This is a genomic window from Amycolatopsis sp. NBC_01286 (genome assembly GCF_035982555.1).
Taxonomy (GTDB): Bacteria; Actinomycetota; Actinomycetes; order Mycobacteriales; family Pseudonocardiaceae; genus Amycolatopsis.
Genome location: NZ_CP108428.1, coordinates 6,080,797 through 6,102,813, shown reverse-complemented (window position 1 = coordinate 6,102,813; position 22,017 = coordinate 6,080,797). Strand labels below are relative to the sequence as shown.

General features: G+C 69.4%; 16 protein-coding genes and 1 pseudogene. 13 read left to right on the top strand and 4 right to left on the bottom strand.

Annotation, left to right across the window (positions count from 1 at the left end):
• Positions 1 to 25 precede the first annotated feature (25 nt).
• Positions 26 to 6,694, bottom strand: a complete 6,669-nt coding sequence (locus OG570_RS29130) for a LamG domain-containing protein (protein ID WP_326952337.1) — start codon at positions 6,692 to 6,694, stop codon at positions 26 to 28.
• Positions 6,695 to 6,865: 171 nt separating this feature from the next.
• Entirely contained in the window at positions 6,866 to 7,021 is a 156-nt protein-coding gene (locus OG570_RS29125) for a hypothetical protein (protein WP_326952336.1), read from the bottom strand.
• 342 nt (positions 7,022 to 7,363) lie between these two features.
• Here OG570_RS29125 and OG570_RS29120 point away from each other — a divergent pair, with 342 nt between their 5' ends.
• On the top strand, positions 7,364 to 7,537 hold the full coding sequence (locus OG570_RS29120) for a hypothetical protein (RefSeq protein ID WP_326952335.1): 174 nt from the start codon (positions 7,364 to 7,366) through the stop codon (positions 7,535 to 7,537).
• A gap of 388 nt (positions 7,538 to 7,925) precedes the next feature.
• On the opposite strand, the gene OG570_RS29115 is transcribed toward OG570_RS29120, so the two are convergent.
• Positions 7,926 to 8,150: a hypothetical protein gene (locus OG570_RS29115; RefSeq protein WP_326960371.1), complete on the bottom strand. Its 225-nt coding sequence runs from the start codon at positions 8,148 to 8,150 to the stop codon at positions 7,926 to 7,928.
• Between OG570_RS29115 and OG570_RS29110 the strand changes: the two are divergent.
• Positions 8,052 to 9,276: pseudogene (locus OG570_RS29110) on the top strand (IS110 family transposase). The gene OG570_RS29115 and the pseudogene OG570_RS29110 overlap by 99 nt on opposite strands.
• 104 nt (positions 9,277 to 9,380) lie before the next feature.
• On the opposite strand, the gene OG570_RS29105 reads toward OG570_RS29110, so the two are convergent.
• Entirely contained in the window at positions 9,381 to 9,692 is a 312-nt protein-coding gene (locus OG570_RS29105) for a hypothetical protein (RefSeq protein WP_326952334.1), read from the bottom strand.
• Between the two features lie 194 nt (positions 9,693 to 9,886).
• Here OG570_RS29105 and OG570_RS29100 point away from each other — a divergent pair, with 194 nt between their 5' ends.
• From OG570_RS29100 to OG570_RS29055, 11 genes are all read left to right on the top strand, one after another.
• On the top strand, positions 9,887 to 10,411 hold the full coding sequence (locus OG570_RS29100) for a GNAT family N-acetyltransferase (RefSeq protein WP_326952333.1): 525 nt from the start codon (positions 9,887 to 9,889) through the stop codon (positions 10,409 to 10,411).
• A 3-nt stretch (positions 10,412 to 10,414) separates the two neighbouring features.
• On the top strand, positions 10,415 to 10,606 hold the full coding sequence (fxsA, locus tag OG570_RS48380; protein WP_442788195.1) for an FxSxx-COOH cyclophane-containing RiPP peptide: 192 nt from the start codon (positions 10,415 to 10,417) through the stop codon (positions 10,604 to 10,606).
• A gap of 81 nt (positions 10,607 to 10,687) precedes the next feature.
• Positions 10,688 to 11,920, top strand: coding sequence for an FxsB family cyclophane-forming radical SAM/SPASM peptide maturase (locus tag OG570_RS29095; protein ID WP_326952332.1), 1,233 nt, complete (start codon positions 10,688 to 10,690; stop codon positions 11,918 to 11,920).
• Positions 11,917 to 13,731 carry an HEXXH motif domain-containing protein gene (locus OG570_RS29090; protein ID WP_326952331.1) on the top strand — a complete coding sequence of 605 codons (1,815 nt, stop codon included), beginning with the start codon at positions 11,917 to 11,919 and terminating at the stop codon, positions 13,729 to 13,731. Before OG570_RS29095 ends, OG570_RS29090 begins: the two co-directional genes overlap by 4 nt.
• The gene (locus OG570_RS29085; RefSeq protein ID WP_326952330.1) at positions 13,728 to 15,020 is read left to right on the top strand and encodes an amidohydrolase family protein; all 1,293 of its coding nucleotides are present in this window, start codon (positions 13,728 to 13,730) and stop codon (positions 15,018 to 15,020) included. The genes OG570_RS29090 and OG570_RS29085 overlap by 4 nt, the downstream gene beginning before the upstream one ends.
• 38 nt (positions 15,021 to 15,058) lie before the next feature.
• The gene (locus OG570_RS29080) at positions 15,059 to 16,003 is read left to right on the top strand and encodes a radical SAM protein (protein ID WP_326952329.1); all 945 of its coding nucleotides are present in this window, start codon (positions 15,059 to 15,061) and stop codon (positions 16,001 to 16,003) included.
• A gap of 3 nt (positions 16,004 to 16,006) precedes the next feature.
• Entirely contained in the window at positions 16,007 to 17,467 is a 1,461-nt protein-coding gene (locus OG570_RS29075; protein WP_326952328.1) for a radical SAM/SPASM domain-containing protein, read from the top strand.
• A 47-nt stretch (positions 17,468 to 17,514) separates the two neighbouring features.
• A complete protein-coding gene (locus tag OG570_RS29070; protein ID WP_326952327.1) occupies positions 17,515 to 18,387 on the top strand; it encodes a TIGR03619 family F420-dependent LLM class oxidoreductase in 873 nt (290 codons plus the stop codon).
• The gene (locus OG570_RS29065) at positions 18,384 to 19,580 is read left to right on the top strand and encodes a hypothetical protein (RefSeq protein ID WP_326952326.1); all 1,197 of its coding nucleotides are present in this window, start codon (positions 18,384 to 18,386) and stop codon (positions 19,578 to 19,580) included. Before OG570_RS29070 ends, OG570_RS29065 begins: the two co-directional genes overlap by 4 nt.
• The gene (locus tag OG570_RS29060; protein ID WP_326952325.1) at positions 19,561 to 20,571 is read left to right on the top strand and encodes a hypothetical protein; all 1,011 of its coding nucleotides are present in this window, start codon (positions 19,561 to 19,563) and stop codon (positions 20,569 to 20,571) included. Before OG570_RS29065 ends, OG570_RS29060 begins: the two co-directional genes overlap by 20 nt.
• A complete protein-coding gene (locus OG570_RS29055) occupies positions 20,568 to 21,932 on the top strand; it encodes a radical SAM protein (RefSeq protein WP_326952324.1) in 1,365 nt (454 codons plus the stop codon). The genes OG570_RS29060 and OG570_RS29055 overlap by 4 nt, the downstream gene beginning before the upstream one ends.
• Positions 21,933 to 22,017 lie beyond the last annotated feature (85 nt).

Genomic DNA, 22,017 nt, shown 5'->3' with positions numbered 1-22,017 from the left:
CCCTTTGGGTTCGGTCGGGTGGCGGTCAGGGTGCCGACGGGCCGGGCAGCGTGGTCAGCGCGTACCCGAGCTGTCCCAGCACGGTCTGGCCTTCGCAGTTCGCGACGACGGACGTGAAGCGGATCCCGCCGGCCACCGCGCACTTGTAGAGCGGCCTGCCGGCCAGTCCCGGCGGCGGCTGGGTGAAGACGCGGCCCACCGGGACGCCGGTCCCCTTGCCCTCGCAGCCCGGGTCCTGCGTCACGAACTGGCCCGCGGTGTCCGTGCAGGACAGCAGGGGCTCGGTGCCCGGCTGGTCGGTCGTCGCCAGCAGTCCGAGGGAGCGGCCGTAGCGGAAGCCCGGCGGAGCACCGAGACTGCTGGTGTAGTGCTGGCCCGACAGGTCGTGGAAGTACCGGGTCAGCGGCGTGTAGGCGGCGACGTGGCCGAGCACCCGGTCCGTGGCGCGCCCCTCGCAGGCGACGTCGGTGGAGTCGAACCGGGCGGCCCCGTCCAGGCAGCGCCGCAGCGGCACCGTCGCCACGTCGGCCGGCGGGGTGGCGTAGGCCCAGCCGAGGGTGCCGATCTTCGGCTGTCCTTCGCACCCCGGCTCGGCCGAGGTGAACGGCCCGGCCGGGCCCCGGCAGGTGTAGAGCGGCACGGTGTCCGCTCCGGGGCCGCCGAGCGCCACCCCGAGCGGGCGGTCGAACCGGAAGCCCGCCGGCGCGCCGGCGAACGGCGCGTCCGACCCGGTGGCGGACCTGGCGGTGTAGCGCTCACCGGCGTCGTTCACGAACCGGCCCAGCTGCCCGCCGGAGGGCGGCTGGAAGGTCCCGGCCAGCCGGATGCTGTCGGCCGGGCGAACGCCCTTGTCCGTCGTGACCTCGTCGATCAGGCCGGGGAAGTACTCCGTCGTCGCGCCCTTGTCCCGGCCGCGGCCGATGGTGAGCCCGCCGCCCGCGACCCACAGCAGCACGTTGTCCTTCGTCCCGACGAGCTGGCCGTTGACGTAGAGCCGCAGCTGGCGGGCGGCGTAGTCGTAGACGCCGCTCAGGTGCGTCCACGCGCCGACCGTCGGCGGCTGCAGGGAGTTGGCGTAGACCAGCGGTGCGGTGTCCGTGTCGCTGGTGGCGGCGCCGAACATCCACCGGTCGACCTCGGGCCGGTACTGCAGGGCGAACCCGCTGCGGCGGACGCCGTCCTGCGCGAGCACGGTCGCCACCTTGTCGGTGCGCGTCAGCTTGGCCCAGGCCGAGACCGTGAAGCTGTCCCGCATGGGGACTCCGACGTTCGTGGACCTGGCGGCCCCGCCGACCCCGTCCAGCTCGAGCGCCTTGCCGAAGACGCCGGGGGCGAACGACGTTCCGGCGCTCGACAGCGTCGTCGGGTTCTGCCGCCACGAGTAGTCCCGCGCGGTGCCGTCGTCGAACCGCCAGAAGCCGTGGACGGCCGCCGGGGCCTCGTCGTGGACCCGGCGGACCTCGCCGTCCGTCAGGGCCCGGCCGTAGGCGCGCACGTCGTCGACGCCCCGCGGGAAGTAGTCCGCGGTGGTGCCGTTCACCCGGGCCCGGCCGACCGCGAACTTGCCGGTGGCGTCCTGGACGGTGACTCCCACCTGGACGGCGGACAGCGCCCCGTTGACGTAGAGCCGCAGCTGCGCGAGCCGGACGTCGTAGACGAGCGCCAGGTGCGCCCAGTCGTTGAGCTGCGCCTGCTCGCTGGAGACGAGCACGACGGAGCCCGCGTTCGCCTGGTCGGCGAGGGCGACGACGGCGGCCCACCTCTTCGTCGCCGCGTCGTAGCGCACCTGGAACGCGCTCACTTGGTTCGCGTCCTGCCCCAGCACGGTCGCGTTGCGGGCGCCGTCGGTGAGGAACGCCCAGCCGGCGACGGAGAAGCTGCCCTTGGTGTCCACGACCGGGCCGGCGGTCTCGGCGTACCCGCTCGTGCCGTCGAACCACCCGGTGCTGTCGATCCGGCCGGCGAACCACCCGGCGCCGCCCTTCAGCGTCGCGGTCTTGGCCCGGCCGCTGGAGTCGGCCACGGTGGTGCCGGTGTTCTCGTCGAACTTCCACGCCCCCGCGTCGGCGACCGGCAGCGTGGCCGGGCCGCCGGGCAACGGGTAGGACCGCACCAGCGCCGACACCCGGTCGGCGGTCAGCGCGCCGCTGTAGATCCGGACGTCGTCCACGCCACCACGCCACGACTTGGGCTGCTCGCCGATCGCCTTGCCGCCGCCGATCTGCAGGCCGCCGGTGCCCGGCCAGCTGGTGAGCAGGGTGCCGTCGTCCTTGCGGTTCCCGTTGACGTACACCCAGATCGCGCGGGCCCCGACGTCGTAGACGCCGGTCAGGTGCACCCACTTGCACTGCTCCCCGGGCCGGCACAGCTCCCCCGGCTCGGCCGCGACCGCCGCCTTGGTGACGGTGCCGTCGCGTTCGGGCATCTCGAACGTCCAGTTGCCGTCGTGCCCGGCGGTGTCTTCGACGTAGCCCAGCCGGAACTTGCTGAACGGCTTGCCGTCTCCGGCGTCCAGCGACACCGCGCTGGTGAAACAGCTGGTCTCGGTGGCGAAGTCGCAGGTGGTGCCTTCGAGGTTCACCCAGGCCGACACCGTGAAGCTGCCGTCGGTCCGGACGTCCACCCCGGTGGTGGTCACCACGTCGTCGACGCCGTCGAGCTTGACGGCGTTGCCGATCCGGCCCGCGGTGAACGTGGCGCCGTTGCGCAGCGTCGCCTGCCGGGGGCCGACGGCGTCCCCGGTCGTCGTGCCGCTGCCTTCGTCCATCGTCCAGTTGTGGCCGAGGCTCAGGTCCTGCCCCGCCATGGTGGCGACCTCACCGGCGAACAACGCGCGGCTGTAGACCGACACGTCGTCGACCGCGCCCGCGAAGAAGTCGGCGGTCGCCCCGGCGCGCTTGCCCCGGCCGATCTGGAACCCGCCGGTGGCGTCGAACGCGGTCGTGTGCGCCGCCGAGCCCGCGAGCACCCCGTTGACGTACAGGTCGAGCTGCTTGCGGTCCTTGCTGTAGACGCCGGCCAGGTGCGTCCACACCCCGGCTTGGACGGTGCCGCCGAGGGCCTGGTCGCCCGCCGCGGTGCCGTCCGAGGGCATCGCGGTGAACGCCCAGCGGTCGGCGGTCGCCTGCAGCGCGAAGCCGCTGACCTTCGTGCCGTCCTGCGACAGGATCGTCGCGGGCGCACCGGTCTTGTCGGCCCGGGCCCACGCCGCGACCGAGAAGCTCTGGTCGGTGTGCACGGCGGTGGGCGTGCTGATGTGCGCCCCGGTCCCGTTCAGCTGCACCGCGAGGTCGGCCGGGTCCGGCGAGTTGGTCTGTCCCGCCGACCAGTCCGGGCCGCCGTTGAGGACACCGGCAAGCTTCCCGTTCGCGTCCACGGCGGTCCCGTCCAGCCGCCAGGTGCCCGCCGTCACGTTGTCGCGGCTGACGATCCCGCGCACCTCGTCCTCGCCGATCGCCCGGTTGTACACCCGGACCTCGTCGAGGGTGCCGGGGAACGCCTGCCGCTGCTCGGCCCGGATCATCGCCCGGCCGATCCGGAACGACCGCAGCGCCTGCCACGCCGTCGTACGGGTCGACTCCCCGGCGAGGGCGCCGTCCACGTACAACCGGATCTTGCGGGTCGACGCGTCGTAGGTGCCGACGAGAGCCGTCCACTCACCGGCCTTCGGCTGCGACGCCCCGGCCACCCAGAAGTACTCGGCCGGGCTGTCCGCGTCGGACCCCGGGAAGATGAACTGCCACCGGTTTCCCTGGTACTGCAGGCAGAACCCGCAGATCCGCTCGCCGTCCTGACTGAGCACGGTGTAGGTGCCCGCGTCCGCCCGGTCGAGCTTCACCTGCACGGCCACCGAGAAACTCTGGTCCGTGCGCACGACCGGGCCCGCGGCCGACACCGAGTCGTCGACGCCGTCGAGCTTGATCCCGCCGCCCACGGCACCGTTCGCGACGAATGCCGCGCCGTTGTCCAGGACGCCGTCGGGCGCGCCCTCGACCGCGTTGACGGCCGTGCTGCCGCCGCGTTCCTCGAACTTCCAGTGCGCGACCTGCACTCCGCTGGCCCCCACCTGGGCCGCGATCTCGGGGGCGCTCAGCACCCGGTCGTAGAGCTGCGTTTCGTCGACCGAGCCCGGCCAGAAGTCGGCCGGGGCGCCGGCCCACTTGCCGCGGCCGATCGCCAGCGGCCCGGTCGCGTTGAACCCGCTCGTCCGGGCCTGTGTCCCGGCGAGCACCCCGTTGACGTACAGGCGGATCTGCTTGGCCTGGGAGTCGTAGGTGGCGGCCACGTGGGTCCACGTGCCCACGGACGCCGCCACGTTCGCGCGGACGCTCTCCCCCGCCGGGCGTTGCGCGGTGTCCGCGGCGGGCAGCGTGAACTCCCACTTGCCGCCGCCTTCGTCGCGGTAGCCGAGCAAGAACCCGCTGAGCCGGCCGCCGTCCTGGGACACCGCGGTGAAGCCGGTGCCGGCCGCGGGGAGCTGGTCGAGCTTCAGCCAGGTGGCCACCGAGAAGCTCGTGTCGGTGCGGACCGCGTTCGGCGCCGACACCTGCGCGGCCACGCCGTCGAGGTGCACCGCCGAACCCGCGGCCCCGCCCGAGGTGTAGGTCGCGGCACCGGCCAGCGTGCCGTGGTGGTCGCCGAGGTGCGCGCTGTCCTTCGCGTTGCCTTCGAAGGACCACTGGGCCAGCGGGCCGTTGCCCGGCCGGACGTAGAAGCGGTGCACCTGGGACTTGCTGCGGTGCCCGCCGCGGTCGACGCTCTGCACGAACAGCTCGCGGGGCCCGTCGCCGGGCGGCGTCAGCCGGACACTGGCCGGGCCGCCGAGCGACTGGGCGTCCACCGGCGTGGCCGGCGGATCCTGCCAGCCGTAGAGGTAGTGGTCGACGTCGCCGACGTTGTTGGCGGTGAAGGTGAAGGTGTCCGGCACCCCGGTCCCGCCGTGCCAGCGGTTGTCCGGCTGGTAGAGCACGGCCGAGACGTTCGGTACCTGCTGGTCGGTGAACCCCACGCGGTCGACGTAGAACGCCCCGGTCCCGTGCGTTTCCGGGCCGGACGCCTTGCCGTCACTGCCCCGCACCACCCAGTCGACGCCGGTGCCGTCCCGCAGTCCCTTCAGGTCGACGACCGTGTCGTGGAAGGCCCCGGAGCTCTGGAAACCGTTGCCCAGACGGCGTTCCAGGACGCCGTCACGCCAGATGTCCCACTGCGGCTCGACCAGGTCCTGGTCGGGGTCCGACAGCCGGGCGATCAGCCGGAGGTCGTCGCCGGCCAGGTAGCGCGCGCCGCCGCACCACTTGCACGGCGCGGGCAGCGGCGGGTCGGTGGCCAGGTCGGACGGCGCGTCGGGTACCTGGTTGTACGTCACCACGACCTTGGTCGCCCCCGGGTCGTACTTGCGCCAGGCGATCTGGTCGCCGGAGTCCGCGGCCGTCAGGAAGAAGGTCGTGACGCCGCCGGTGTCGATCATGTCGGCGACGTCGACGCCCACCGTCTTGAAGTCACCGCAGCCGCCCGGGTTGTACACGCCGGGCGCGGTGAACTCCCGGTACCACCGGCTGCCCGGCCGGACGTTCCAGGTCGTCTCCGGGCTGATCTGCCCGTCGGCCAGGTGCAGCCGGTGGGTCCGGCCGGAGCAGTTGGGGCTGAAGACGACCGTGGTGTCGAGGCTCGCCTGGGTGATCGTCTTGCCGGCCAGGAACCCGGTGTCGTACTGGAAGTAGGTCTGCGCCTCGCCGATCCCCTCGCACCAGCCGTCTTCGTAGCACTGGCCGACCTGGGCCCACGGCGGCGACCCGCTCGTCCACCAGTAGGACTGGTAACTCTTGCCGGACAGCACGGTGGCCCACGCGTTCTTGTCGAACGTCACCATGTTCGGGTCGATCGTCACCGGGTAGGCGACGCCGGCACCGGTGAGCGCCGCCCGGTCCGGGGACAGGGTGAGCGCGCCGTCCGCTGTGGACACCGCGACCTTCGCGGTCCGGCCCTTCGCGTCCCACATGGTCGACGGCGGCGCGGCGAAGACGTCACCACCACCCGCGGCGGCCGCGTGCACCGAGCCGGCGCCGTCGACCGTCAGGGTCAGGCCGTCGGTGCGCACCGCCAGCCGGATCGACGCGAGCGCGGGGTTCTTCGCCGCTTCGGCGGTCTTGACCACCAGCTGCTGCTGGTAGCCGTTCGGGCCGGCGATCAGCACGAGGTCCACCCCCGGCAGGACCTCGGGATAGGTCGCCGTGGCCGCCGAGAGCCGCGGCGCGGGGAGCGGGCCCGGCCAGGTCAGCTCCAGGAAGTGCCCGTCGCGCCGCAGGGTCAGCAGCGCACCCGCCGGGCCGCCACCGGACAGGGTCAGCTCGCCCACCGCGGCTGTCGGGCCGACGGTGCCGTCGGCCCGGCGCTGCATCGTCACGTCGACCGGCACCCAGGAGTCGCCCCGGCGCACCCGGGTGGGAACGGCCGTGAGCTCGGCCGTCATCCCACCCGCGGGATTCGCGAAGACCGCCCGGGTCGGGGTCCGCTGGTCGAGCACCTCGACCCGGGTGCCCTGCCGGAACGCCGCCAGCTTCGCCGAAGCCTGGTCGGGCGCCTGGGTGACCGGTGCCGGTGGCGGCGGACTCCCGCCGTCCAGGACCAGGATCGTGGCCATCGACGCCACCAGCGCGGTGATCGTCGCCGCGCACGCCAACCGACGTAGTCGCACGTTGAGCTCCCTGGGGTCGCGCCATCCGCGCGTGAGTGAGCCGAAGCCGCGAGCGTCACGGCCTCGGCTCTTGCGAGCGGAATCGTCGCAGCCGGGTCATCGTGCGGGCGAACGATTCAGCCCACGCTGAAACTCCTGGTGGCCAGGCCGGGAAACCGCTAAAGCGGCCCGTCAGTATCGGCCGGGCACGCACCTCGGCCGCCTTCGGGTGGGCCGCTCGTCGAACACCACCAGGGCCGCCTCCCAGTACCGCGTTCCCTGCGCGGGGTTGCCCGTGTCGTGCGGCAACGTGCCGATCTTCTCCAACGTCGGCGCGCCTCTCGGCATCACCGATGTCCTCCCGGATCAGCAGCGCCTACTGATAGGTAAGCCAGCGCCGACGGCGAACGCTCACTCCCGCAGGCAGCTCGGGACCGGTTCAACAGCATGGCGCTGCAGGCCGCGATCCAGACCGTCACCGTCTCCACCGGCGACGCCGGCAACAACTCCGGCCCTGTCGGCCAGCTCACCGCGAGCTTCCCGTACTCCAGCCCGTAGGTCGTGGGGGTCGGCGTTGCCAGCGTCGGCTTGGACCAGAACAACCAGGCCAAGGTCGTGACCGGGTGGGAGAACAGCAGCTGCTCACCGGGTCGCAGGACGGCCGGGTAGACGGCCGCCGCTGAGAAGCGGATGAAAGACGCCGAGGCGAAGCAGCGGCGACACCTCGCGGCCATCGAGGCGGGCGTAGACCCCGTCAACTTCGTCGAGCCGATGAAACGCGCACAAGCCGCCATGGAGGAGCCAAAGCACTTACCGGACGCGCAAGCAGTCGACGTGGCGGAGGTGTACGCGATGCTCGACTAACTCGACGACGTCGAGAAACACCTGAACTCGCGCCGCCCAGAGAGGATCACGCAGGTCTACCGGGGATCTGGGGATGGTCCGAGGTGACCAACGAACAGTGGGCAGCACTTCAGCCGCTACCGCCCGCGCTGTTCCGTCCGGGCCGACAGTCGTTGCAGAATTAGCGCCAGCTGATCGACAGGCTCCGATGATGGGTGCGCACGCGTCGGGCTGGTCGCGTATTCGGTTGACCACGAAGGCGCATCTGAGCTGCGAGCACGGACAGACGCCGTCGTCGACCGTGGTGACTCCCCCCGTTACCTTTTCGTGGCTCCCGACCAGGGAGTTAAGGTCACCAGGCCTGGCATGACTAACGCCCCCAGTCGAACCCATGATCCGGGGGGTGGTGTCACCGGGTCTGGTGGCATCGAGGGACCGCTGATAGGGACACGGCCACCACCAGGTAGGTCTCGTCGTAACGTGGGTGCCGGCCATCGATGCCCAACCCGGTGACCACGACGCGACGAACGAACGGCTGGTGGATGAGCAGCAGTTTTGGGTGTTCCTCGGCCTGGATGTCGGCAAGGAAGCCCATCACGCGGTCGGCCTGGACCCGGCGGGCAAGCGTCTGCATGACGGGCCGCTGCCCAACACCGAACCGGAAACTGCGGGCGCTGTTCGACAAACTCTCCCACCACGGACCACTGCTGGTCGTAGTCGACCAACCCGCCACGATCGGAGCGCTGCCCGTCACGGTCGCCCGCGCAGCCGGGCATCAGGTCGCCTAACTGCCCCGACTGGCGATGCGCCGCATCGCCGACCTCTATCCCGGCCGGGCCAAGACCGACGCCCGGGACGCGTTCGTCATCGGCGACGCCGCCCGCTCGCTGCCGCACACGCTGCGGCCGGTCGATGTCGGCGACGAGGCGTTGGCCGAACTGGACGTGCTGGTCGGGTTCGATGACGACCTGGCCGGCGAAGCCACCCGCATTGCCAACCGGATCCGCGGTCTGCTCACCGGCATCCACCCCGCCCTCGAACGCGCCATCGGTCCGCGGATCAGCCATCCGGCGGTGCTGGAGATCCTCTCCCGCTGCGGCGGACCGGCCGGCATCGCCAAGGCCAGCCGACGCAAACTGACCGCGATCGCGAAAGTCCACGCGCCCCGCATGGGCGACAAGCTGGTCGAGGCGATCATGACCGCGCTCGGCGAGCAGACCGTCACGGTCCCGGGCACCGCAGCCGCCGACACAGTCCTGCCGCGGCTGGCGGATAGTCTCAAATCCGTTCTCCAGCAACGCAAAGCCGTCGCTGAGCAGGTTGAGGGGATACTTGATGCGCACCCTCTTGCCGGGGTCCTGACTTCGATGCCCGGCATCGGAGTCAGGACCGCAGCCCGCATCCTCCTCGAAGTCGGCGACGCCTCGAACTTCGCCAGCTCCGGGCACCTCGCGGCCTACGCCGGCATCGCTCCGGTCACCCGCAGCTCCGGATCCTCGATCAGAGGCGAGCACCCGACCCGGACCGGCAACCGGAAGCTGAAACGGGCGTTCTTCCTCGCCGCGTTCGCGGCACTGCACGACCCGACCAGCAGGACCTACTACGACCGCAAACGGGCCGAGGGCAAGAAGCACAACGCCGCGCTCATCTGCCTAGCCCGCCGCCGCTGCGACGTCCTCTACGCCATGCTCCGCAACGGCACCCACTACAGCCCACCCCGAACCAGCCCTCGCCCCCGCCGCGGCTTGACAACCACATAGGGACACCCCCAGGCCGTTCCCGTCCTGGACGGGATCCCGGCACCTCGGCTGAGCGGTGGCGGGATCCCGTACGCCCGTCTTGACCGGGTGCTGCCGGACAAGGCCTACACCTCGAAGATAACCTGGCTCACCTGCTCCGTCGCGGGATCGAGGTGACGATCCCGAGCAAGTCCGACCAGGACGCGCACCGCAAAGCCAAGGGGGCGACGGGCCCCTTGGCCTTCGACCCCGAGGCTTACGGACAGCGTCAGGCAGTAGATACGCCGTAAGACAAGCTCGCTGTCCGCTACCACAGTCCACATCGACGCGATCAACGAATGACTCTGACCGACTTTGATACAGGCCTTGAGGCTACCTTCGCCGACCGCGCGGAAGTCCCTGCGCGAGATCCCCAGAAGTCCGCCGACCGTGATCACCAAGTCGATATTGCTGCCACCCATCGAATAGGACAGAAACTTGACAATAGTTGCCCAATCTCAGGCCCACCCTGACATGTACATGCCATACATTTATACTACCAGAGCGCGCCGCCATAGTTCGAGAGAGGTGAAAATTGGTCCAATTTTCCACTCCCAGCAAACCTTCTGCCGTCCTTGCAGAAGGTCGACGCGTGTTTATTTCCCAATTAACCAAGGGTGATATTCCAGAAATCTCGATACTTCTTACAGAAAGCGTCGATTTCCATCACCCTTGGGTCAGTTATCCACATACAGCTTCGGACCTAGAGAACTACTTCACGGATACCGGCCCGGAAGGCACGATCCTTTTCTTGGTCGGTCTCAAATCATCGGGCAAATTCATCGGAGTAATGAACCTGAGCAGGTTCGCCATGGGCGTATGGCGAACCTGCGAATGTGGTTGTGCCGTCGGCGTGCGCCACAGCGGCCACGGCTACCTCGCAGAGGCATTGCGTCTACTCGTCCGGCACGCGATGTCCAAACTCGGTATGCGCCGGATCGAAGCACTGGTAGATCCGGAAAATGTGCCATCGCAGCGAATGCTCGAAGCCGTCGGCTTCAGATCCGAGGGGGTCGCACGGTCCGCGATCGGTGACGGCGATCAGCGGTTCGACCAGATTCGGTGGGCGATCACCGCTGGCGACATCACCGGCGGTATCCATATCGAAGGGAGGTGAACAATGACCCAGCCGAAGACTTCGCAAGGAAGCGGCCTCGTCGATGTCAGCAGCGTCACGCTCGACTCGTTGAGGGACTTGGACGACTCAGTCCTCGCCCACTCGCTCCGCCGGTTCCAGCGTGAGGCGGATGACGCGAGAGATCCCATCGCCGCATTCGGTGCCTTCAACCAGCACAGTTCGAGCCCCTGGTGATCAATCCGATGGCGGGCGCGTATCCATCGCACCCGCCATCGGTTTCGAATCGTTCGAGAGGTGCAACTAGTGTCACCAACCGTGCCCGCCGGACACGCCCGCACAGCTCCCGCGGAGTGGCCGGCAGATCTGCTCGACGTATCCGCGCTGCGCACCTCTGGATGGACACCGGTGCCGTTTCGCCAGTTCCTCCTCAAGGTCAATTCCCGCTGCAACATCGCGTGCGATTACTGCTACGTCTACGAGATGGCCGACCAGAGCTGGCAAGCACAGCCGACCGTGATGTCGGACCGGGTGGTCGAGCGCGCGGCAGAACGGATCGCCCGGCACGCGACCACTCATGAGCTCGACGAGGTACGGATCATCCTGCACGGTGGCGAGCCGCTGCTGGCCGGCCGGGAGTTCTTCCGCAAGCTCACCAGCACGTTCGACCGGGCGCTGGGCCCGGACACCGTCCACAGCCTCGGAGTGCAGACCAATGCCGTCCTCCTCGACGAGGACTACCTAGACCTGCTCCTCGACTGCCGGATTCGGGTGGGTGTCAGCCTGGACGGCGGCCGGGCGACCAACGACCGCCACCGCCGGTACCGCAATGGCCGGAGTACCTACGACCAGGTCGCCGACGCTCTCGAACTGCTGGCCACACCCAAGTACCGGCCGTTGTTCACCGGACTGCTGGCGACGATCGACATCGCCAACGACCCCGTCGGGACCTACGAGGATCTGCTCGCACTGGAGCCACCGTCCCTGGATTTCCTGCTGCCGCACGGCAACTGGACTGCGCGCCCCCCGCACCGCGTCGCGGACCCTGCGAGCACGCCTTACGCCGACTGGCTGATCCCGATCTTCGACCGGTGGTACCTCGCGCCCCGCCGGGAAACTGGTATCCGCTTCTTCGAAGAGCTCATCAACCTGGTCCTCGGGGGCCGGAGCTCTCTGGAGTCGATCGGGCTCACCCCGGTCAACCTGATCGTGGTCGAGACGGATGGATCACTGGAACAGGTCGATTCCCTGAAGGCCGCGTTCGACGGGGCGGCCAAGACCGGCCTCAACGTCTTCGACCACGACTTCGACGTGGCGCTGGAGAACCCCAGCGTCGCGGCTCGCCAGATCGGGGTCGACGGATTGTCGGACATCTGCCGCTCCTGCCGCGTGCTAGACGTCTGCGGCGGCGGACTCTATCCACACCGGTACCAAGCCGGGTCCGGTTTCCTCAACCCCTCGGTGTACTGCCCAGACCTGCTCCGTCTGATCGATCACGTGCACGGCCGCGTGGCGGCGGACCTCGCCCGGGTTGGGGCGGGCGCGCGATGACCGCCATCCATCAGCTGTCCGCGGCCGACTTCGACCTCCTGGCTTCCGGCCGGGGCGACGCGGAGACGATCGCCGCGCTGCGAGCGGGCCAGCTCAGCAAGCACCTGCTGATGCTGCGCGCGATCGATCACGTCGCCTCCGAAGCCGTGCCGAGCCTGGTGAACACCGCCGGCTTCCGCACCGCGTACGAACTGATGACCGAAATCCAGCTCGCCGCACCCGCAGTGATCCGGGACGTGCTGCTCCATCCGCACGTCGGCGGCTGGCTGTGCCGCTGCCTGCAGCAGCTGCACGATCCTGCTCCACCGGACTACCGGCTCCGCCTCGACCTCGCGTACGCGGCCAACGTCGCGGCGGCGGCGGCCATCCGCGCGGGCCTGCCGTTCCGCATCGCGGTGCACGTCCGCGGGGGCCGAGTCGCGCTGCCCACCTTGGGGGCAGCGGCCGCGCACGGCACTGACACCGTCGTTGTCTCGGATGGCGCCTGTGCCCGCGTCCAGTCCGCAGGACTCGCGGTCGTCGTGCACCCGGATGGCGAAGCCGACCACGGGTGGACGCCAGTGCGACGGCTGAGCGCCACCGCGGGCTGCCGGACCATCTCAGTCGACCTCGACGACGTCGATCCCTTCCGCGGACACAACTATTCCGCCGTCACCGGCCGGCTCACCGAACGTGAAGCCGGTCGTTGGGCCGAGTTGTTCGGCGAGGCGTGGGCGCTGCTATCCGAGGACCACCCGACCTACGCCGTCGCGATCGCGGCCGGCCTGCGCTCCCTGGTGCCCCAGCGCGCTAGCGGCCCTCATCGCAGTATCAGCGCGACCTCGACCGACGCCTTCGGGTCGATCGCCCTGTCCCTCCCCGGCGACGCCCCGGACTTCGCGAACACTCTGGTCCATGAGTTTCAACACGCCAAGCTGAGCGCGCTGCTGGACCTCGTCGAGCTGACCGACCCGGATCCGTCGACCCGGTACTACGCGCCCTGGCGGGACGACCCGAGGCCGCTTCCTGGGCTGCTCCAGGGCACCTACGCCTTCCTCGGCGTGACCGATTTCTGGCGAGTGCACCGGCACCGCGCCACGACCCGCGGGCGCAACGCGCTGCCCGACTTCGAATTCGCCCGGTGGCGGACCCAGACCGAGAACGCCTGCGCCGAGCTGCTCGGATCGGATGGCCTGACTCCCGCGGGCGTGCACTTCGTCAGCGGGATGGGCGCTACGCTCGCGGGCTGGCACGACGAGCAGATCCCGGCCGGCCTCGAAGTGCAGGCCCGCGAAACGGCGATCGAACACGGGGCTCGCTGGCGGTTGCGCAACCTGACACCGGCCTCGGCGGACGTCGTGGCCCTTGCGGCGGCCTGGGTCGCCGGTGATGCGCCAAGTCCGCTACCGGAGTCCGGTTTGCTCAGCGGCACCTCTGAGGCGCACACCGATGCCCCGCGCCTCCAGCTGTGGCACCTGCGGATGACCGCGCCGGACGAGTTCGAGAGGCTGGTCGCACAGCCCGGGTCGGTCGCCGCGAGAGTGCCCGGCGCGACCCCGGCCGACCTGAGCTTCGTGCGAGGCGATCTCGGCCTGGCTGTCTCCGGGTACCGCGAGCAGATCGAGGAGTCGTCCGGCGCGTCGGCGTGGATCGGCCTGGCACTCGCGCTCCGGCGCTCCGGCGACGAACAGACCGCCGCCCAGCTGCTGTGCCGCCCCGAGCTGTTGGTCGCGGTGCACGAACACTTGCGCTCCTCGGGGAGCGCTCCCTCACCCGAGTCCGTGGCGCGCTGGCTGCAGGACACCTCCGACAGGAAGACGGTACTGACATGAGCGAGCCTCGCCCCGACCAGCTGCCCGTCATCGACACCGACTGCCACGTGGTCGAGCCGTTCGAGTTGTGGGCGGAGGAGCTGCCCGAGCAGTTCCGTGAATTCGCCCGGCAGCGGGCCACCGACGACGAAGGCAACGAAACCTTGTTCCACCACGGACGTGAGCTGGACCTGGAGTGGACGATCGGCGCCTTGTGCACACCGGGTTCGGGCAGCACCGAAGGACGGCTCGACGTCAACCTCGACGCTGAGGTGCATGCCGGTGTGCGGGATCCCGCCGCCCGGCTCGATCTCATGGACGAGCAAGGGATCGCTGTCAGCGTCCTGTTTCCGTCGTGCACGCTCGGTCTCGATGACGTCGAGGACATCGAGTTCCGCTGGGCGTACGCCGAGACTTACAACAGTTGGATGGCCCGGTTCTGCGCGACGGACCCGATCCGGCTGCGCTGGGGAGCCGTGCTGCCGCTGACTTCCGTCGACCGCGCCATGACCGAGCTGGAACGCTGTCTCGAACTCGGCTGCTCCACAGTCATGCTGTCACCGCTGCCTCGGTCTGGTCCGGGCGTGGTGCCGTTCGCCGACCCGCGGCGCGCGAGTCTCTGCCGCAACCTCGGGCATCCCGAGTTGGACGTGCTGTACCAGCGGCTCGTGGATGTGAACATGCCGGCGACGGTGCACGTGGTCAACCCGGCGGCCAACGCTCTCGGGATGGGCTGGGTGTTCGCCAACCGCACGCAGTGGCAGATGGGCCAGCCGTTCCAGGCCCAGCTGGCCGTGCTGCACATCATCGACGGCGGTGTGCTCGAGCGGTTCCCGACGCTGCGGATGGGGATCTTCGAGGGTGACGTCGGCTGGCTTCCGCATTGGCTCGGCCGCATGGAAGAGACCTACGACAAGTTCGCGCTGATGTCCCGGAAACTGGAACGCAGCCCGATCCAACAGTTCCGCGACCAGCTCTATGTGTCGGGCGAGCCGGCCGATCTCGGCCTGGCTCACTCGGCTGAGCTCGTCGGCGCCGACCACATCCTGTTCGGCAGCGACTGGCCCCACATGGACGGTGCGTGGCCCGACCCGGTCGTCATCGTCCGGGAGCGTGCCGACCTGAGCCCTCAGGAGAAACGAGCGATCCTCGTGGACGGTCCGGCGCAGTACCTCGGCCTCGATCTGGATGCGCTGATGGCGCACCTCGGGCCGGGCTGGGCTCTCGACGCCCGAGTGGCGGACCTCGCCGGCATGTTGCCACCGGACTACGTGCCCGGCGGTGGCGGCCAGGCAGCCGGAGTGGCGTGATGGCGACGTCCGCGCCGGAGCGGTTCCGCCCCGGCCAGGTGCAGATCCTGCTCACGGAACGGTGCAACCTGCGGTGCCGGCACTGCGCGGTGCCGGCGGAGGACTCCCCTGCCGACCACGAAGTGGACATCGCCGACTGGCTGGCGTTCGTCGATGTCCTCGCCGCCGGCGGACTCCGCAGTCTTGTGCTCTCGGGCGGGGAGGCGTTGCTGCGCCCGGAGGCGGTCGACGTGGCGATCCGGGCCCTCGAGCGCGGGGTCGAACAGACGACCCTCGTCACCAACGGTCTGATCTTCCGCGGCGCGATACCGGCGAAGATCGCCGATGCCCAGCGCCGGTTCCCCGGCTTCGGTGTTCACGTCAGCCTGGATGGCTGCACCGCCGCGACGCACGACTGGATGCGCGGACGTGGAACATTCCGTCGGACCCTGCGTTCGCTGGACCGCCTCCGCGAAGCGGGCGGGCGGACCACGGGCGTACACACGGTCTTCCACCGCGGGAACGTGCACGAGTTCGACGAATGCGCGGCCCTCGCCAAGGAACTGGGGGCGTCCAGCTGGACCGTCTTCCCCATCGCGGCGCTCGGACGTGCCACCCAGATCCAGGAGCGCCGTCTCGACGAGGCAGTCTGGCGAGACCTGATCAGCCGGAGTCCCGGACTCGAGCGGCGATACGGACTGAGCATCGGCGTGATGGGTCCGGTCCTGTCCGACGAATGGCCGGAGACGGCGCCCGATCTACCGACTCCTCGGTTCCCGCACGCCCAGCAGACGTGCGTAGGACCGGACGGGGAAGTGTTCACCTGCCCACCTCTGCGGGACCGCCCGGTCGGCACCCTGCAGGACGTTGTGGACCGGCAGGACTGGCACACCGTCGCGGAGAGGGCCGGCGACCTGCTCCGCGCGGAGTGCTCCGGCTGCAAGCTGATCCTGCTCTGCACCGGTGTGCGACTGGATTCCGCGTTCCACGTCCGGGAAGGCTGAGCGATGCGCTGGATCGAACCAGGTGATCCGATCCGTCCCGTTTCCCGGCCGCTGCCGCGGACGGGTGTGCTGGCCATGGACAAACTCAACTGGCACCATCTCCCGTACGGCGAGCTCGCGATCAGCCCGAGAACGGGCGGGTGGGCTGTCTTCGAGGGCCGGGAACGGACCGCTCTCGAAAGGGTGGCCCGAGTGGAGGACGCCGGTCCTCTCGAGCCGCTCCTGGACGTCGCCTGGAAATCTGCGCTGATCACCGTTGACGGCGCGTCGACGTACGACGAGGCAGCCCACGCGGCAGCGGTGGCCGAAACCCGTGACTACTACACCATCGTCCTGTTGCTGAACTCCGGTTGCAATCTGGTCTGCTCCTACTGCTACCTCGGGCACGCGACGCCGACGAGGGACCGATCGATGGACTTGGCGCACGCGCGGGCCACCATTCGCGCCGCTCTCGATCAGCCCTGGTCCTCGGTGCTGGTGGACTTCGGTGAGATCGCCGCCGCCGAGCGCCAATTCCGCGCCCTGCTCCCCTGGGCCGAGGACGAGGCGGCAGCCCGTGGCAAGGTTCTGCGAGCTTCCATCCAGACCAACGGGACCACGCTGGACGACGAACTCGCGGACTTCCTCGCACTCCACGGCGTCTCGGTGGGCATCAGCCTCGACGGCCCGCGCGACATCCACGACGGTGCCCGCCGGTTCCGCAGCGGCGAGGGCTCGTACGACAAAGCCGTGGCCGCGATCGGCCGGTGCCGTGACCGCGATGTGCGCGTCCACCTCATCGCGACGGTCACCCAGCGGGCGGTGGGCCGCAGCCGCGACATACTCGCCGAAATCACCGCGCACCACCCCGACAGCTACCTGGTCAAACCCGTGCTCTCCCAAGGCGAAGCCGCCGCGGCCTGGGATGCCGAAGGCCTGTCCCCTGTCGACTTCGACGCGTTCATGGCAGACCTCGTCTCCGGCGCCGACACCAGCGGTTCGGAGTTGATCGAGCAGTCCGCGCACAAGTTCCTTCTCAGGCTCCTCGGCGACCGCGGCGGCTGGCGCGACTCCTGCACGAGCCGGTACTGCGGCTCGGGGAAATCGCTGCACGTGGCAAGCTCCGACGGGAGCTTGCACGCCTGCCCACGTTTCGTGGCGGACGCCGGAAACGAGCTGCCACTAGTGCAGATCACGAAGAAGCCGCAAATCGGCCGGGTGGAGCTTCGCGACTTGCTTCCGGCGGACCTTCGGCACCCGCCGCCGACATGTGAAGGGTGCAGCTGGCTCGGCAGCTGCGGAGGCGGCTGCACCCTCGCCGGGCAAGGGACCGAACACTCGGTGCCGCTGCCAGACCCGAACTGCCACGGCTACATGGCGATTCACGAGACGTTGTTCCGCACGATCATCCCATCGTTCCTGGCCGGTCGGCATCACGGCAGCCGGGTCTTCAACGGGGCCGAACTCCACGAGGTGCTGACATGACGGCGGGTTCGAAGGTCCGGATCGGCTACGGCCTCGGCGTCCAGCACGTGATCGACGACAGCCACGACTTCGTCTCGGTGTGCCGCGGCGTGGAAGACTCCGGATTCGACTCCCTGTGGTTGTCCGAGGTGATCGCCAGCCCGGCGCTCGATCCGCTCGCGGGCTTGGCCTTCGCCGCAGGCGTGACCGAGCGGATCAAGCTGGGCACCAGCGTCCTGGTCGCGCCCGGCCGGTCGCCCGCTGTCCTGGCGAAGGCCATCGCCACGCTGGACCTGCTCAGTGGCGGCCGGTTCCTGCCCATCCTCGGCCTGGGCACGGTGCACCCCGACGAACAGCAATCCTTCAACGTGACCCGTGAAGACCGTGGGCCGTGGCTGGACGAAGCCGTGCACGTGATGCGGCGACTCTGGTCCGAAGAGTCGGTCGCCCACTCCGGCACACGGTTCCGGCTTGACGGCGTCGGCCTGCCTCTGCGGCCACGGCGGTGCCCGCCGGTGTGGCTCGGCGGCCGGGTCCGGTCGGAACTCCGGCGCGTCGGGCGCCTGGCTGACGGGTGGCTCGCCAGCTTCGCGACGCCGGCCGAAGTCGCGCGAGGCATCGCCGAGGTCCGGACCGCAGCGAGCGAGGCCGGCCGAGAGATCGAGGAGGACCACTACGGCGTGCTGTTGCTTTACACCCTGCGCGAGCCTTCTCAGCGGACGGCGGAATTCCTCTCGTGGCGTCGGCCAGACCTGTCACCTGCTCAAGGGTTGCCGACCGGGTCGGCGATGATCGCCGAGCGGATTCGCGAGTACGTCGACGCGGGTGCGTCGAAGTTCGTCCTGGTGCCCGCCGACCGGCCGGACAGCTGGACTGCCGAGCTCGGCGAGCTGGCCCAGGCGGTTCTCCCGCTCCAGAACGGCGTGGCGGTACCCGCATGACGGCCGTCGACCCCACCGTCGAACCTGGCAACGCGACGCGCGGTATGAACTTGATCAGGCTCGAATGGGTCCGGCGCCGTCTCGCCGGGCGAGCCGAGATCGCGGAGCTCTGTGCGGTCGTGGCGGCCGCAGGCGCGGCGGCCGGGCCGGTGCTGGTCGACCACCGGTTCAGCGGGTGGCTGAGCCGGTTGATCCGGCTGCTCGACCGTCACGCGGACAAGCTGCTCCCCGACGGCGATCTCCGCGCCACCTGCGCTCAGGCGGGCGCGTTCACCGCCGCCATCCACTGCCTGAGCCCCGCGGCGGCGGGCCGGACCACGAACGTGCGGGCGGATGCGAACGGCGTCGTGGCACTGCCCGGCACCGGCGTGTGGCTGGCTCTCCCCCGTTCGTACGCCGGCGTCACCGTGCGGGTTCGCGCGACTGTCACGACCGATCCGCCGGTCGTCGAGGTCGACCTGCCGCCCGGAACGGTGACGGTGCACCTCGGCTCGGAATCACCCGACGACATCAGCTCGGTCACGCCCACCGGCAGCACGGTGACGGCCCGCGCGACGGCGAACCCGTTGACGGCGCGGCCATCGATGCCGGACACGAGCTGGAAACAGCGCTGGGTCGCGGCCGGAGGCCGGGCGCGGACGGACGTGACCCGAACGCAGTGGCTGCCAGGTGCGACCGCGGAACTGCGGGAAACACTGACCGAACTCGGCTGCCCGCAGGGGATTCCGGTCAACAGCCTCGCCGACTCCAAGCAACGTACCGATCCGAGCATCGACCACCTGAGCCTGCTGCGCGTTCGAAGTCCAGAGCGGTACAGGTCGGCCGTCAGCCGGATCGAGGCGGCGCCGGACGGCGATGTGCGCAGGTTGCTCGAGGGCCACGTCGCCTACACCGAGCGCGACATGCTCTCCGCCGCGACAATCTACGCAGACCTCGTGGTCCGTCATCCCCACGATGTCGACCTGTGGCGAGACCTGACCTTCGCCGTCCGGCACCTAGGCGACCCCGTCCCGGGCGAGACGTGGCTGTTCCACACCGCCGACGTGATCGCGAGAGCGGAGGCATGCGAGCCGGACCCGGCGCCGCTGTCCCAGCTCCTACCGTCCTTCTCCCGGTACGACGAAATGCCACACGCCTGCCGGTTCGTGCTCGGTCTCGTGGAATGGGTGAGACGTGATCTCGATCCTCGGTGACATCGCCCCGCCCGTGCTGTCCGCAATGGACCAGAGCGACGAGCTGCGCGGCTACACCGCCCTCCGGCCGGAGCACGGACAACCGGTCAACTTCGTCGCGGTCATGACCGGGGTCAAACCCTCGATGGACGACTGGGTGACCCGGTCCCAGCTGGACGAATACGTCGATATGTGCCGGAACCGCGGGCTCTACGTGACCGCCAACGCGCAGTTTGCCGGCTTCTCAGGCGACGACTCCCTCGCCGACGTGATCGGCAAGGAGACGCTGACGACTACGCGGGCCGCGGCCCACACCGTGGCGGAGGATGTCCCCAACGCCTCTGTCCACGTGTTCGTCGGACGGGACCGCCAGGCGGTGGATCGCACCCGGTGGTCAGGCTGGTACCCGTTGGTCAGCGGTGGGCGTGCCTCGAGCAAGCCGTGGATCGACCACTACTGGTTCGGCGAGGGACTGGGCTATCCCTCGTGTTGCACGGAGGCTTTCGCCCGGCACAACAACTGGTCGGTCAACAACATGCCCTACCAAGCGTGGCGATCCACGCAGGCGCCCTCCGCACTCTGCAACTCGACCCCACGGTTCACCGGCCTCACGTGGACGGCTCACCTCCCCTGCAGATACGACTGCGCAGCCTCCATCACGCTTGCGAGGGAGACACGTGCGGCGGTGCGGCGGCACTCCGTCGAACTCGCTGACTACGTCGATAACCTCACCGCCAGGCCCTGTCTCGTCTTGAACGAATGGGAGACGTTCAGTTTCGACGGCACTTGCCGACCGTCATCCATCCAGTACGAGGCGGTCGCCCTCATGCCATCGAACAAGCCCAACAGAAGGCTGTTCGAAGCACTTCAGGCAGGATCGCGGGTCGAGATCCGCGATGATCTCGTCGTGATCTTCAACAGCGACGACGTCGTCTGGATCGAACAGTGCCGCGTGGACGGCTTCGCTCCGCGCGTCCCGTTCTTCCTCGACTTCTCGGCTGGTGCCCGATGAGCGCACACGACCACGTGATGGCTCACCGGCTCGGCGACCTGCGTGAGCTGACGAAGTCGCTGAACCTGCACACGCCGCCGGCCTACTTCGCTTCGGCGAAGACGATGCTTCCTTACGAGGAGGCACTCGTTCTCCTGCGAGACGATGACTCCGGACGCCCATTGAGCCTCTACCTCGGAATCCCCTTGTGCGTCGAACACTGCAACTTCTGCATGTACTTCTACGGACTGGCCGACAGGGCAGGCAGCAAAGCCGAAGCCTGTGTCGCCGGGATAGAAGCTCTTCTGCGGAAGATCGACTCCACCGCCGGTCGTCCGGTCGCCGGAAGCTACATCGGCGGCGGCACGCCGACCGTGCTCACTGCAGCACAGATCGAGCGGCTGCTCACCGCTGTGAATGACGTGTTCGTGTTCGAACCCGGAGCTCAGCGCACATTCGAGATGTCACCGGGAACGATGTCCGAGGACAAGGCGCGGGCGATCGTGGCGGGTGGATACCACCGGGTCAGTTTCGGCGTCCAGTCGTTCGTCCACGCCGTGGTGAAGGCCGCGGGAAGGACGTTCACGCCCGCCGACGAGGCCCGCGCGCTGATCCGGTACTGCCGCAACGCCGGCGCGACCGAAATCAACATCGACCTGATGGTGGGTCTGGCCGAGGAAACCGACGAGTCCGTTCAAGACTCGGTGGCACAGGCGCTCACCAGCGAATGCACCACGATCTCGGTATATCGCTATCGGCCGGCTCGCGGCTCGGAAGTACGCAGCCGCGGCGGGATCGACCGGTATGTCGCTACCTGCGCCGCACGGGTGGCGCGCTTGGCGGACCTGGCCACACGGCACGGGTGGGAAGTCGAAGGCCGCGCCGACGGGGAGCACGTCCGGCTCATCGATCCCTCGACATCCGTACGCCGCAGCGAGCGCAACTACTACGAGACACGATTCCGCCCGCAGCTCGGCAACTCTCTCGCCGGAATCGGCAGCGGAGCCCGGTCGTTCCAGCGCGACCACCGATTCGTGTACTGCGCCCACAAGTCGCGCGAGGGCTTCGACTTGGCGGGGCGGCTGGTGGAGGTGCAGGACTGTGACCTGCCATCCCGGGTCGCCGCCGCGCTGGTCAACGAGCTGTTCAGGGAGTGGACCGTCGACCTCGCGGCGATCGAGCAGGACGTCGACGTCACTGTGCGGGACCTGTTCGGCGCGGAGCTGGCGTTTCTCCTCGGCGAGGGCGTCCTCGTCGAGGAGGACTCATGGCTCACCGTCGCCCCGGACCACAGGACGGACTGGATGTACTACGAGAAGCTCTTGTACCCCTCGGACTGGCTCGCCCGCCGCAGCGCGTCGCGACATCTCCGGGCTCGGTGACCGGCTTGACCACACCGGTGTCGCCCCACGTCCCGTTCATCGGCCGGTGTGAACAGCCTGTCGACGCCTGTTGCTCACCCGACTC

Bases quoted from the DNA above. Each gene is read 5' to 3' on its own strand.
- OG570_RS29125 (WP_326952336.1), bottom strand. From the start codon at position 7,021: ATGCCGAGAGGCGCGCCGACGTTGGAGAAGATCGGCACGTTGCCGCAC.
- OG570_RS29120 (WP_326952335.1), top strand. From the start codon at position 7,364: ATGAAAGACGCCGAGGCGAAGCAGCGGCGACACCTCGCGGCCATCGAG.
- OG570_RS29115 (WP_326960371.1), bottom strand. From the start codon at position 8,150: ATGCAGACGCTTGCCCGCCGGGTCCAGGCCGACCGCGTGATGGGCTTC.
- fxsA (WP_442788195.1), top strand. From the start codon at position 10,415: ATGACCCAGCCGAAGACTTCGCAAGGAAGCGGCCTCGTCGATGTCAGC.
- OG570_RS29090 (WP_326952331.1), top strand. From the start codon at position 11,917: ATGACCGCCATCCATCAGCTGTCCGCGGCCGACTTCGACCTCCTGGCT.
- OG570_RS29085 (WP_326952330.1), top strand. From the start codon at position 13,728: ATGAGCGAGCCTCGCCCCGACCAGCTGCCCGTCATCGACACCGACTGC.
- OG570_RS29075 (WP_326952328.1), top strand. From the start codon at position 16,007: ATGCGCTGGATCGAACCAGGTGATCCGATCCGTCCCGTTTCCCGGCCG.
- OG570_RS29065 (WP_326952326.1), top strand. From the start codon at position 18,384: ATGACGGCCGTCGACCCCACCGTCGAACCTGGCAACGCGACGCGCGGT.
- OG570_RS29055 (WP_326952324.1), top strand. From the start codon at position 20,568: ATGAGCGCACACGACCACGTGATGGCTCACCGGCTCGGCGACCTGCGT.